Source organism: Aminobacter sp. P4_H6_2 (genome assembly GCF_056400805.1).
Map to the genome: position 1 here is coordinate 1 of NZ_JBFUKO010000118.1, position 11,258 is coordinate 11,258.

Sequence of the window (11,258 nt, forward strand, 5' to 3'; positions counted from 1 at the left end):
CCCGGAGGCCAACACCCGGCAGCGCAGTGCGCCCCCGGGTGCTTTTTGGTTTGGTTCATGCGCGCTGAGGCATTACCTCTCGGTTCGACACCGGTTGGCTGAGAGAAGGGAAGTCGAATGTTTGAATCGCTGCAAGAGCGGCTTGGTACGATCCTCAACGGCCTGACCGGCCGTGGCGCACTGTCGGAGGCCGACGTCTCGGCAGCCCTGCGCGAGGTTCGTCGTGCCTTGCTCGAGGCCGACGTCGCGCTCGAAGTGGTCCGCTCCTTCACCGACCGCGTCCGCGAAAAGGCCGTTGGCGCTGCTGTTCTGAAGTCGATCAAGCCCGGACAGATGGTCGTCAAGATCGTCCATGACGAGCTGATCGAGATGCTCGGCGCCGAGGGCGTCGCCATCGACCTCAACGCGCCGGCCCCGGTCGTCATCATGATGGTTGGCCTGCAGGGTTCGGGCAAGACCACGACTTCGGCCAAGATCGCCAAGCGCCTCGCCGAGCGTCAGGGCAAGAAGGTCCTGATGGCCTCGCTCGACACGCGCCGTCCGGCCGCGCAAGAGCAGCTGCGTCAGCTCGGCGAGCAGACCAAGGTCGCAACCCTTCCCGTCATCGCTGGCCAGTCGCCGGTCGACATCGCCAAGCGCGCCGTCCAGGCAGCCAAGCTCGGCGGCCATGACGTCGTCATCCTCGATACCGCTGGCCGTACCCATATCGACGAGCCGCTGATGGTCGAGATGGCCGACATCCGCAAGGTGTCGGAGCCGCACGAGATCCTGCTCGTCGCCGACTCCTTGACCGGTCAGGACGCCGTCAACCTCGCCAAGAATTTCGACGACCGCGTCGGCATTACCGGCCTGGTGCTGACCCGCATGGACGGCGACGGCCGCGGCGGTGCGGCCCTTTCGATGCGCGCCGTCACCGGCAAGCCGATCAAGCTGATCGGTACCGGCGAAAAGATGGATGCGCTGGAGGAATTCCACCCCAAGCGTATCGCCGACCGTATCCTCGGCATGGGCGACATCGTTTCGCTGGTCGAGAAGGCKGCCGAAAACATCGACGCGGAAAAAGCCGCTGCGATGGCCAAGAAGATGCAGTYGGGCAAGTTCGATCTGAACGATCTCGCCGACCAGCTTGGCCAGATGCAGAAGATGGGCGGCATGGGCGGCATCATGGGAATGATGCCGGGCATGGGCAAGATGAAGGACCAGATGGCCGCGTCCGGGCTGGACGACAAGATGTTCGGGCGCCAGATCGCCATCATCTCGTCGATGACCAAGGCCGAGCGTGCCAATCCAGACGTCCTGAAGCACTCGCGCAAGAAGCGCATCGCTGCAGGTTCCGGCACCGACGCTGCCGAAATCAACAAGCTGCTCAAGATGCATCGCCAGATGGCCGACATGATGAAAGCCATGGGCGGCAAGGGTAAGGGCGGTGGCCTGATGCGCGGCATGATGGGCGGCCTCGCCTCCAAGATGGGCCTTGGCGGCATGGGTGGTATGGGCGGCATGCCCGACCTGTCCAAGATGGACCCCAAGCAGCTCGAAGCGTTGCAGAAGCAGGCCGAAGCTGCCGGTCTCGGCGGAGGCCTCAAGGGCCTGCCCGGCGGCGGACTCCCCGGCATGGGCGGTGGCGGTTTGCCTGGCCTGCCTGGCGGCATGAAGCTTCCGGGTCTTGGCGGCGGCCTGCCCGGCCTTGGCAAGAAGAAGTGAGGAGCGCGCGATGACCGACACCAATCCTCAGGCGCAGCTCCAGGAACTGCGCGCTTCGATCGACAATATCGATGCCGCCTTGATCCACATGCTGGCCGAGCGCTTCCGCTGCACCAAGGCAGTCGGCGTGCTCAAGGCGACCCACGGTCTGCCGCCGGCCGATCCGGCGCGAGAACAGTCCCAGATAGCACGTCTCAGACGTTTGGCCGACGACGCGCATCTCGATCCCGATTTCGCGGAGAAGTTCTTGAACTTCATCATCCGCGAGGTGATCAGGCACCACGAAATGCTGGCCGCCGAACGAAATGGCGGCTCAGACAGGACCACCTCCGCCTGAGGCGGAACACGCAGAACATACCAAACCCAAGACAGAACTATTCAGGAGTAAGACAATGTCCCTTAAGATCCGCCTGGCTCGCGCCGGCTCCAAGAAGCGCCCCTACTACCACRTCGTCRTYGCYGACGCCCGYWSSCCGCGCGAYGGCCGCTTCATCGAGGCGATCGGCGCCTGGAACCCGCTGCTGCCCAAGGACGGCGAGCGCATGAAGGTCGACGCCGACCGCGCCAAGTACTGGCTGTCGAACGGCGCGCTGCCGACCGACCGCGTTGCCCGCTTCCTCGACGAGGCTGGCATCGTCAAGCGCGAAGCCCGCTCGAACCTGACCAAGGGTGAGCCGGGCAAGAAGGCCCAGGAGCGCGCTGCTGCACTGAAGAAGGCACAGGAAGACGCTGCTGCCGCTATCGCTGCAGCGACCGCCGCTCCGGCCGAAGCTTCGGCAGAGTAATTTTTCGCCTGTCTGGCGAAGGAAAACGGCGGGCCGAAAGGTCCGCCGTTTTGCGTTTCAGGCAGGTGTTCCGATTGCACTGTGCGCATTGCTTGACCTTTGGAATAGCGGGCCGCACCATTTGCAAATGGAGGAGCCGCGCATGTCCGACAAGATTTCCGCACTCAATGCGGATGGTGTATCCGAGCCCTTTGCCGCTGCTACGGCGCCGCTCGAAGCCTTTTCGCAAGGCGTGCGTTTCGGCAGCAGCTTCAGGCATCTCTCCAGTTTTGGCGGCGGCGATCATGTCGGCGTGGCGCTTGAAGAGCTTGCGCCGGGCAAGGAGTCCAACCCGTCGCACTACCACATGCTCGAGGAGGAGCACGCCTATATCCTCGAGGGCGCACTGACGCTCAGGCTCGGCACGCGGGCCTATGTCATGAAGGCCGGCGACTATGTCTGCTTCCCCGCCGGCCAGAAGGTCGGGCACTCGCTGTTCAATCATACCGATGCCGCTTGCCGCTATCTCATCATTGGCGAGCGCAATCCCAACGATGTCATCGTCTTTCCCGAATCCGGCCGCGTCAGCGTCCGGCTGACTGGCGAAGGCTACAGCAAATCGGCGACAATGGATTATTGGGAAGGCATCGATTCAACCGCCGGCGGCGCTCAGGCCCGCGCTGCTCGCTCTCAGGAATAGAAGAAATTTTCCGCCGCCAGCATCGGCGGTGGCGTTTCGCCGAGAGCTTCGAACACCGAGATTTCGCAGACGCGGCACAGGCCGTCGAGCGCGAGGTCGTTGGCCTCCATGCCGAAGGGGTCTTCCAGTTCTTCGGAGAGCGCGTCGAGGCCAAAGAAGGTGTAGGCGATCAGTGCTGTGAAAAGCGGCGTCGCCCAGCCGGCGGAAGCCGCGAGCCCGAAAGGCAACAGCAGGCAGAAGACGTAAGCCGTGCGCTGCAAAAGCAGCGTGTAGGCAAAGGGCAGGGGCGTGCCCATGATGCGCTCGCAGCCGGCCTGAAGTGCCGCAATCGCCGATAGCCGCTCGTCGAGGATGCGGTAATCCATCGCCTCCAGCGCCCTTGCCCGCTTGAGCGCGCCGATCTTGCCCCCCATGCGCCGCATCACGGCGTCGGGCCTGTTGGTCGCGGCAAAAATCTCGTCTACGGCGTCGCCGACAAATGGGCGTGCTGCCGCGCGCGTGTCGATGCGGCGCAGCTCGCCGCGCAGGAAGTGGCAGAATGCCAGCGAGTCCATCAGCAGAGGCCGCAGTTCGTTGCGGTCGTGGATCATCGCGTTGGCCGCACGGGAAAGATTCCTGATCTCGAAAACGAGCTGGCCCCACAGCTTGCGCGCCTCCCACCAGCGGTCATAGGCGGCGTTGTTGCGGAAGCCGAGATAGATCGACAGCGCAACGCCGAGCAGCGCGAAGGGGGCCATGCCGGCATTGCCGAGATCGAGGTTCAGCGCCTTGATCACCGCCACCACCAGCGCGCCATAGAGCGCAAAGCCTAAGATCTGCGGCAGGATGCGCGGCACCACCGATCCACGCATGACAAAGAAGAGTTTCAACAGGCCGGTGCGCGGACGAACGATCATATGGCCTGTACCTCTTGCCTCGATGGTGAGGCGGCATTGTGCTTCGGGGAGGGTGCGGGAGTCACGGCTCAATCGCGACATGGTGGCGATTTCGTTGAATTGTTTCAGCCGCTTGCCGGTCTTGTGCGGTTTTGCAACGAAACCCCATCCTTCTGGAGGAGGGTCGTCTCGCTCGCATGGGTAGGCGGTCTAAGGAGCGCTAGCGCGCGCATAACGGATATCCGGCAACCCCTCTTCATTGCTGGACCCATCGCCGAATGCTTCCGATTTGAAGCCGTGACGCTCGTAGAAACGGCGTGCGCCGGCATTGGCCTCAAAGCAGAAAAGTTTCACGTGAGTCATTCGGGCGGTCACGTGGCGCAGCAACTGGCTGCCGATGCCGCGTCCCGTCCAGGCCGGATCGAGATAAAGCTGCTCGAGCCAGTCGCCCTTGACCGCGGCAAAGCCGACGAGCTTGTCTTCGATCGTTGCGACGGTGACATGCTGCTCGGTGAGCAGGCTGCCCCTGACGAAGCGCAGATCTTCGTCAGGCGTGTGCAGCTGGGGCATCCAGTCGAAGGCGGCAAGCGCCGCCCTCAGGATGCGGGCGATGTCGTGTGCGTCTTGAGCCTTGGCCTGACGCAGCACGACATCGGGCATTGTCGTTAGGCTGCCTTTTTCTTCGGCGTGATCAGGCCGCGCTCAACGAGCAATTCGGCGATCTGGACAGCGTTGAGTGCGGCACCCTTGCGCAGATTGTCGGAGACGATCCACATCGACAGGCCGTTGTCGACGGTCTGGTCTTCGCGGATGCGCGAGATGTAGGTCGCGTCTTCGCCAGCCGAGTCGAGCGGGGTGGCGTAGCCGCCGTTCTCGTGCTTGTCGATGACAAGGCAGCCTGGCGCCTCGCGCAGGATGTCGCGCGCCTCTTCGGCGGTGATCGGGTTTTCGAACTCGATGTTGACGGCTTCGGAGTGGCCGATGAACACCGGCACGCGCACGCAGGTCGCGGTCAGCTTGATCTTGGGGTCGAGCATCTTCTTGGTCTCGGCGACCATCTTCCACTCTTCCTTGGTGGAGCCGTCTTCCATGAAGACGTCGATGTGCGGAATGACGTTGAAGGCGATGCGCTTGGTGAACTTCTTGTTTTCTACCGAATCGGCCACGAACACGGCGCGTGTCTGGGTGAACAGCTCGTCCATGCCTTCCTTGCCGGCGCCCGAAACGGACTGGTAGGTGGCAACCACGACGCGCTTGATCTTGGCCACGTCGTGCAGCGGCTTCAGCGCCACGACCAGCTGGGCGGTCGAGCAGTTCGGGTTGGCGATGATGTTTTTCCGCGTGAACAGCGAGATGGCGTCCGGGTTTACTTCCGGAACGATCAGCGGCACGTCCTGATCGTAGCGGAAAGCGGACGAGTTATCGATGACGACGCAGCCCTGCTTGCCGATCTTGGGCGACCATTCCTTGGAGACATTGCCACCCGCCGACATGATGCAGATGTCGACGTCGGAAAAATCATACTGGTCGAGGACCTTGGTCTTCAGGGTCTTGTCGCCGAACGACACTTCGGAACCGAGCGAGCGGCGCGAGGCCAGCGGCACGATCTCAGAGATCGGAAAGCCGCGTTCCTCGAGGATGTTGAGCATTTCCCTGCCGACATTGCCCGTGGCGCCGACGACTGCAACCTTGAAACCCATATCGAAAATCTCCTGTCCCTCTCCGCTCGCTTTTGGAGAAAACCCGCTGGCCGTTGCGGGCTTCATCCCCCGGGCCGGACCCGGGAGAGGGTGAGCAGGCCAAGGGAAATCACACCGTTTTGGTGGTGGTGGTTTTGGCCATGGTTTTGGTCGAAAGCAGGGACGCGGTTCCGCGCCCGGCACGATGGTTGGCATCGTGGCCGGGGAAGTCGAATGCGAAAAGCGCCATCAAGAGGCCGCGCATCGGAGGGATCCCTGTTCGCCGCCGCTTTTATCCGGTTTGTATGGAGAGTCAATCGCGCACGCCGCCTGAAGCTGCGCCGTGTATGTCAAATTGGAGTTGCCTTGCATGTTCGGCGGGTTACTCTCGATGCATTGAGCCGACGGGACGAAGCCGATGGGCAAGCCAGCCGAAGCGAAGGTGCCGGTAGCTGCAGTCATCAACGGTCGCCATGGCAGCCTCCGCCCGTTGGGTGTGTCGGATGCTTCGACGCTTTATCGCCGTTCGCATGACGAAAACGTCGCAACCACCTGGGCCGAGATGAAGGTCGGGCCGTTTGCCGACGAAGCTGCTTTTTCCAGGCAAATTGACGATCTCGTGTCCGACCCGAAGCGGGCGTTTTTTGCGGTTGTCGATCTGGAGGGCGCCATACTGGGCTGGCTGTGCCTGATGGAGGCCCGGGTGGCGCATCAAGTTGTCGAACTCGGCTATGTGCTCTTTACCAGCGGGATACAGCGCACGACGCTTGCGACCGAGGCGCTTTATCTCGTCATTCGCCACGTGTTCGAGGAGCTTGGCTATCGTCGCCTCGAATGGACGTGCACTGCTCAAAACAGCCGTTCGCGCGTCGCCGCCGACCGGCTCGGTTTCACCTATGAGGGGACACTGCGCGAAGGATTGCTGCTCAAGGGCATGCCGAGAGACATCTGCATGTACTCGATGCTGTCGTTTGAGTGGCCATCCCGCCGCGCAACCATGGAGCAGTGGCTCGATCCCGCCAATTTCCGCGATGGCAGGCAGTTGCGCTCGATGAACGAAATCAGGGCGGATCTGTAGCTGCCATCAGCCGCGCTGGTAGCGACGGCTCACTTCTGCCTGAGCCGGATGCGCGGCAGCCTTAGCCGCGACCCTTCGCCCGACTGGGGCTGGGCCAGGAGCGTGGTAAGTTCGGCCGGCAGGCTGGCCAGCGCCTTCTTCGAGCCAACGCCATCTGCAATGCAAAGGATGCTGTCGTAGAACTCGATGCCCATCGCCGATTTCGGCGGTGTCGCCTCATGCATGACGCTGATCACCGTGACATCGGGACAATTGTCCTTGATCACCTGGTGAAAGGCGATCTTGGCGTCGAGATCAAGCGCTGCGGTCGCTTCGTCGAGAAAAAGCAAGCCAGGCTGCAAAAGCAGGATGCGGGCCGCCACCAGTTTCTGCTTCTGGCCACCTGAAAGCAGTTGATCCCAGCTCTTGCCCTGGCGTGTTTCGTCGCCGAGATGTTCGATGAAGTCGCCAAGGCCGGCCTTGTGCAAGGCAACGGCCACTCCAGCCTCCGAATGGGCGTCCGGCTTGTCTGGCAGGCACACAAGCTGCTTCAGCGAAACCTGCGGCAGCTTGATGTCCTGGGTGGCGTAGAACGACCTGATACCTTCGGGAAAGACGATGGCGCCACGCCCATACGGCCACAGCCCGTTGATCGCCTTGACCAGCGAGGTCTTGCCGCAGCCGGACTGGCCAGACACGAAGGTCCATTCGCCGCGCCTGAAGCGCAGATTGGCGATCGTCAGGAAAGGGCTTGCCTCACGGCCCTGATGCATCAGTTCGAGATTGCGGATCGTCAGTCCAAACAGGGCATTTTGGTTGCCATAGCTGAACTCGGACTGGCCTGTGGCTGCGTAGAATGCCGGCGGTCTCTGGACGTTTTCGATCGCCTTTGCGAGATCGCTGACGCGCTCGCTATTGGCCCTAAGCGTGGCGATTGCCGGCATGACCTGGATGAACCACGAGCACTGGCTGATCAGCGAGTTCACCAGCTCGGCACCGGTGATGTAGCCCTTGAGGTTGATCTGGCCGTGCATGTAGGGAACAAGGCCCGGCCCATAGGCGACGATCCGCGCGGCGACAAAGCCGTAGATCGATTCAAACGACATGTAGCCGGCGTTGACTGTGTTCAGCCGTCCCCAGGTCTGGTCGATGTCGCGATAGAGCCGGTCGTGCATCGCCTGCTGCACGCCTTCGCCGCGCGATGCCGCGACATGGAAACTGCGCCTGAGCAGGATCGTCAGCTCGCCACGGTAGCTGCCTTCGGCCTGCTGCATCCTGACGCTGAGGCGCTCCATCACGCCGCCGAGCTTCATGGCGATATAGGTGTTCAGCGGCACATAGGCGGCGACCGCGGCCAGCGCGAGGACGAAGCTGCCATAGTTGCCGAGGATTTCCAGGCCGCGCACCGAGGTCGAGGTCTCCAGGAGCTTCTGGCCGACAAAGTACAGCGACGTGGCAACGCTCATGATGCCCATGGCAAGCCCGATTGCGCCACCGGTCATGCCCTTGATGGAATCCTGGACGCGCTGGTCGATATTGTCCGGTGCCATGCCCGAACCGTTGCCCGTGTCCGCATTGTGCTGGACGTGGAAATGAGTGTGATTAGCGTCGAGCAGTGCCGCGTTGAAGCGGCTATCCAGCCAGCCGCGCCATTTGCGGTGCAAGGTTGTGGAGAACAGGTGCCGGATACCGGTGAAGCCCGCATCCTTGATGACCACCAGAAGAACCAATGTACCTGCGCTGGTCAGCAGAGACGCCAGTGGCGCCGCATTGGCCGGGTCGTGGAAAAAGGCGATGGAATTGACCAATTCGCCCGATGCTTCGGCCATCCAAACGCTGGCCTTGCTGGAAAGTGCGGTGAGGAGGGCGATCACCAGCGTCAGCCCCCAGGCTTCCTTCCAGCGATCCGAGAACCAGTAAGCCCGCATCAGGCCCCAGAAGCTACGCATCGCCGAAACCGGCGTCAGGGGAGGCGGCCTTGCGGCGCGGCGACGCCATCTGTTTAGCGATGGATATCGAGGTCTAGCGACCCGAATCACAGTGTTCCCTACCCAGTGCCCTTTTCTTTAGCGAAGGGTAACATGAGTTGAGCGTTCTCAAATCGAATTGTCCCGCCAGCGGCCTCGATCGGATTCACCTCGTCGTGAACAGTGGCTGAAAGGCAACGGCATCAGCGTTCGTATACGCCTCTTGGGGGATAGGGCGAAGGGCAGCGCAAGCTTGCAGCCGGCACCAAAACTTTGCACAGAGTGCGTTTGACGGCTGACGAGGGGAAAATGCGCGGCGAAGTGCTTTATTACGACGAAACCCAGGGATTCGGCTTCATTTCCGGTGCTGACGGCAATCGCTACGCGTTTGGACGCGAAGATCTGCGTCGCGTCATGCCGATCGACAAGGGCGCCGAGGTCGAATTTCAGCCGAGYGGTGGCAAGGCACGCGACGTCTTTACGATCCGCGGCCAGGTCAAGGCGCCGGCTGCGGCGCAGCCCCCACAGCAGTTCGGCCGAATGGCAGTTAGCACTGCTGTCGAAAAGATGAGTCTGTGGTCGTATTTCTGGTGTGGGATGACTGCCAACTACGCCAATTTCCGTGGCCGGGCGCGGCGCAAGGAGTATTGGGGCTTCTACCTGTTCTGGGCCATTTCACTGGTGCTGTTCATGGGCGCCGGCTTTGGCATCGACGGCGCGCTCGGCAATCTCGCAGCGGGCCAGGAGCAGCCGGTGGCGGCGGCTGCCCTATCGGTCCTGCTGGTGCTGGCAGGCATAGTGCCGTGCATTGCCGTCACGGTGCGCCGCATTCACGATCTCGGCCTGTCGGGCTGGTTTTATCTGCTGATCCTGCTGCCCTATGTCGGCGGGCTGATCATCTTCGTGTTTTCGCTGCTGCCGTCACAGAAGCATGAAAACAAGTGGGGGCCGGTTCCGGCGGGGGTGAAAGTTCCCCCGCCTTACGCGTGATCCCGAAAATCGGAATCGATCTTCGGAAAGGATCATGCGCAGGTTCAAAAGCGCTACAGCGTCCCTTGCGTATCCAATTGGATACGCGACGCTGTAGCGTTTCGGCCGCCTAGATCAGGCGAAGAACTTCGCGATGATGGCGTCGCCCATCTGAGTGGTGCCGACTTCGGTCTTGCCCTCGGACATGATGTCCTTGGTGCGGAGGCCGTCGTCGAGCACGGCGGCGATCGCCGCTTCGAGACGGTCGGCCTCGGCCACCATGTTGAAGGAATAGCGCAGGCACATCGCAAAGGACGCGATCATGGCGATCGGGTTGGCGATGCCTTGGCCGGCGATATCGGGTGCCGAACCGTGCACGGGTTCGTAGAGCGCCTTGCGCTTGCCGGTGAGCGCATCCGGCGCACCGAGCGAAGCAGAAGGCAGCATGCCGAGCGAGCCGGTCAGCATGGCCGCGACGTCCGACAGCATGTCGCCGAACAAATTGTCGGTGACGATGACGTCGAACTGCTTGGGCCAGCGCACCAGCTGCATGCCGCCGGCGTCGGCCAACATGTGGTCGAGCTTGACGTCGGCGTATTTGGCCTTGTGGGTCGCGGTCACCACCTCGTTCCACAACACGCCCGACTTCATGACGTTGCGCTTTTCCATCGACGTCACGCGGTTCTGGCGCGTGCGTGCCAATTCGAAGGCGACGCCTGAAATGCGCTCGATCTCGAAGGTGTCATAGACCTGCGTGTCGATGCCGCGCTTCTGGCCGTTGCCAAGGTCGATGATCTGCTTGGGCTCGCCGAAATAGACGCCGCCGGTAAGTTCGCGCACGATCAGGATGTCGAGACCCTCGACAACTTCCTGCTTGAGCGAGGACGACGCGGCAAGCGCGGGATAGCAGATCGCCGGACGCAGGTTTGCGAACAGCTCCATGTCCTTGCGCAGGCGCAATAGGCCAGCCTCGGGGCGCACTTCATAGGGAACGGCATCCCACTTCGGGCCGCCGACGGCGCCGAACAGCACCGCGTCCGCTGTCATCGCCTTGGCCATGTCGGCATCGGAGATCGCCTGGCCGTGCGCGTCATAGGCCGAGCCGCCGACGAGGCCTTCTTCGGTGGCGAAGCCGGTGCCCAGCTTCTCGTTCATTGCGGTAATCAGCTTGCGGACCTCAGCCATGGCCTCTGGGCCAATGCCGTCGCCGGGCAGGAGAAGAAGATTGCGCGTCGCCATGGAAAGCCTTTCCGAAAGATGCGTGAACCGCGGCCTTGCTAGCCTTGGCGGGGCGCGGGTGCAAGGCAGAAACCACGCGGTTGCCTTGAATCTCTGGGGTCGGATGTGTATGTTTCAGGTGATCCATACACATAGGTGCAACATGCGCACGAACATCGACATCGACGACGAACTCCTGGCTGAAGCGATGAAGATCGGCGGCTTCACTACGAAGAAGGCGGCCGTGGAGGACGCCTTGCATCAGCTTCTTCGTGGGCATCGGCAAAAGCAGGCCATCGAGAACATGCGCGGGATGGGCTGGGAA

At 62.2% G+C, this 11,258-nt stretch carries 13 protein-coding genes; 7 read left to right on the forward strand and 6 right to left on the reverse strand.

Annotated features, from left to right (window positions below; genetic code table 11):
• Nucleotides 1-117 precede the first annotated feature (117 nt).
• The 4 genes from ffh to AC1DUU_RS11625 all read left to right on the forward strand — a co-directional run bounded on the left by ffh (nucleotide 118) and on the right by AC1DUU_RS11625 (nucleotide 3,168).
• Nucleotides 118-1,704, forward strand: a complete 1,587-nt coding sequence (gene ffh, locus AC1DUU_RS11610; RefSeq protein ID WP_476783567.1) for a signal recognition particle protein — start codon at nucleotides 118-120, stop codon at nucleotides 1,702-1,704.
• A 10-nt stretch (nucleotides 1,705-1,714) separates the two neighbouring features.
• Nucleotides 1,715-2,041, forward strand: coding sequence for a chorismate mutase (locus AC1DUU_RS11615; RefSeq protein ID WP_476783568.1), 327 nt, complete (start codon nucleotides 1,715-1,717; stop codon nucleotides 2,039-2,041).
• A 55-nt stretch (nucleotides 2,042-2,096) separates the two neighbouring features.
• Entirely contained in the window at nucleotides 2,097-2,489 is a 393-nt protein-coding gene (gene rpsP / locus AC1DUU_RS11620; RefSeq protein WP_476783569.1) for a 30S ribosomal protein S16, read from the forward strand.
• Nucleotides 2,490-2,631: 142 nt separating this feature from the next.
• A complete protein-coding gene (locus AC1DUU_RS11625) occupies nucleotides 2,632-3,168 on the forward strand; it encodes a cupin domain-containing protein (RefSeq protein ID WP_476783570.1) in 537 nt (178 codons plus the stop codon).
• Here the strand turns inward: AC1DUU_RS11625 and AC1DUU_RS11630 are convergent.
• The 4 genes from AC1DUU_RS11630 to AC1DUU_RS11645 form a co-directional block, all read right to left on the reverse strand.
• Nucleotides 3,159-4,064, reverse strand: coding sequence for a bestrophin family protein (locus AC1DUU_RS11630; protein ID WP_476783571.1), 906 nt, complete (start codon nucleotides 4,062-4,064; stop codon nucleotides 3,159-3,161). The two genes, AC1DUU_RS11625 and AC1DUU_RS11630, sit on opposite strands and share 10 nt — an antisense overlap.
• A 189-nt stretch (nucleotides 4,065-4,253) precedes the next feature.
• Nucleotides 4,254-4,703, reverse strand: a complete 450-nt coding sequence (locus AC1DUU_RS11635) for an N-acetyltransferase family protein (RefSeq protein ID WP_476783572.1) — start codon at nucleotides 4,701-4,703, stop codon at nucleotides 4,254-4,256.
• Nucleotides 4,704-4,708: 5 nt separating this feature from the next.
• Complete coding sequence (locus AC1DUU_RS11640; RefSeq protein WP_476783573.1) at nucleotides 4,709-5,743, reverse strand: aspartate-semialdehyde dehydrogenase; 1,035 nt, start codon at nucleotides 5,741-5,743, stop codon at nucleotides 4,709-4,711.
• A gap of 109 nt (nucleotides 5,744-5,852) precedes the next feature.
• On the reverse strand, nucleotides 5,853-5,987 hold the full coding sequence (locus AC1DUU_RS11645) for a hypothetical protein (protein WP_280959920.1): 135 nt from the start codon (nucleotides 5,985-5,987) through the stop codon (nucleotides 5,853-5,855).
• Nucleotides 5,988-6,140: 153 nt separating this feature from the next.
• On the opposite strand from AC1DUU_RS11645, the gene AC1DUU_RS11650 reads away from it, so the two are divergent.
• Nucleotides 6,141-6,800: a GNAT family N-acetyltransferase gene (locus AC1DUU_RS11650; protein WP_476783574.1), complete on the forward strand. Its 660-nt coding sequence runs from the start codon at nucleotides 6,141-6,143 to the stop codon at nucleotides 6,798-6,800.
• Nucleotides 6,801-6,829: 29 nt separating this feature from the next.
• On the opposite strand, the gene AC1DUU_RS11655 is transcribed toward AC1DUU_RS11650, so the two are convergent.
• Nucleotides 6,830-8,728 carry an ABC transporter ATP-binding protein/permease gene (locus tag AC1DUU_RS11655; protein WP_476783575.1) on the reverse strand — a complete coding sequence of 633 codons (1,899 nt, stop codon included), beginning with the start codon at nucleotides 8,726-8,728 and terminating at the stop codon, nucleotides 6,830-6,832.
• Nucleotides 8,729-9,055: 327 nt separating this feature from the next.
• Here AC1DUU_RS11655 and AC1DUU_RS11660 point away from each other — a divergent pair, with 327 nt between their 5' ends.
• Nucleotides 9,056-9,736, forward strand: a complete 681-nt coding sequence (locus AC1DUU_RS11660; protein WP_476783576.1) for a DUF805 domain-containing protein — start codon at nucleotides 9,056-9,058, stop codon at nucleotides 9,734-9,736.
• Between the two features lie 114 nt (nucleotides 9,737-9,850).
• On the opposite strand, the gene leuB is transcribed toward AC1DUU_RS11660, so the two are convergent.
• Nucleotides 9,851-10,954 carry a 3-isopropylmalate dehydrogenase gene (gene leuB / locus AC1DUU_RS11665; protein ID WP_476783577.1) on the reverse strand — a complete coding sequence of 368 codons (1,104 nt, stop codon included), beginning with the start codon at nucleotides 10,952-10,954 and terminating at the stop codon, nucleotides 9,851-9,853.
• Between the two features lie 142 nt (nucleotides 10,955-11,096).
• Between leuB and AC1DUU_RS11670 the strand changes: the two genes are divergently transcribed.
• Nucleotides 11,097-11,258: type II toxin-antitoxin system VapB family antitoxin (locus tag AC1DUU_RS11670; protein WP_476783578.1), on the forward strand; the 162-nt coding region annotated here is incomplete at its 3' end.

Excerpts from the sequence above, each read along its gene's own strand:
- AC1DUU_RS11615 (WP_476783568.1), top strand. The coding sequence starts at position 1,715 with ATGACCGACACCAATCCTCAGGCGCAGCTCCAGGAACTGCGCGCTTCG.
- AC1DUU_RS11625 (WP_476783570.1), top strand. The coding sequence starts at position 2,632 with ATGTCCGACAAGATTTCCGCACTCAATGCGGATGGTGTATCCGAGCCC.
- AC1DUU_RS11630 (WP_476783571.1), bottom strand. The coding sequence starts at position 4,064 with ATGATCGTTCGTCCGCGCACCGGCCTGTTGAAACTCTTCTTTGTCATG.
- AC1DUU_RS11635 (WP_476783572.1), bottom strand. The coding sequence starts at position 4,703 with ATGCCCGATGTCGTGCTGCGTCAGGCCAAGGCTCAAGACGCACACGAC.
- AC1DUU_RS11640 (WP_476783573.1), bottom strand. The coding sequence starts at position 5,743 with ATGGGTTTCAAGGTTGCAGTCGTCGGCGCCACGGGCAATGTCGGCAGG.
- AC1DUU_RS11645 (WP_280959920.1), bottom strand. The coding sequence starts at position 5,987 with ATGCGCGGCCTCTTGATGGCGCTTTTCGCATTCGACTTCCCCGGCCAC.
- AC1DUU_RS11650 (WP_476783574.1), top strand. The coding sequence starts at position 6,141 with ATGGGCAAGCCAGCCGAAGCGAAGGTGCCGGTAGCTGCAGTCATCAAC.
- AC1DUU_RS11655 (WP_476783575.1), bottom strand. The coding sequence starts at position 8,728 with ATGCGTAGCTTCTGGGGCCTGATGCGGGCTTACTGGTTCTCGGATCGC.
- leuB (WP_476783577.1), bottom strand. The coding sequence starts at position 10,954 with ATGGCGACGCGCAATCTTCTTCTCCTGCCCGGCGACGGCATTGGCCCA.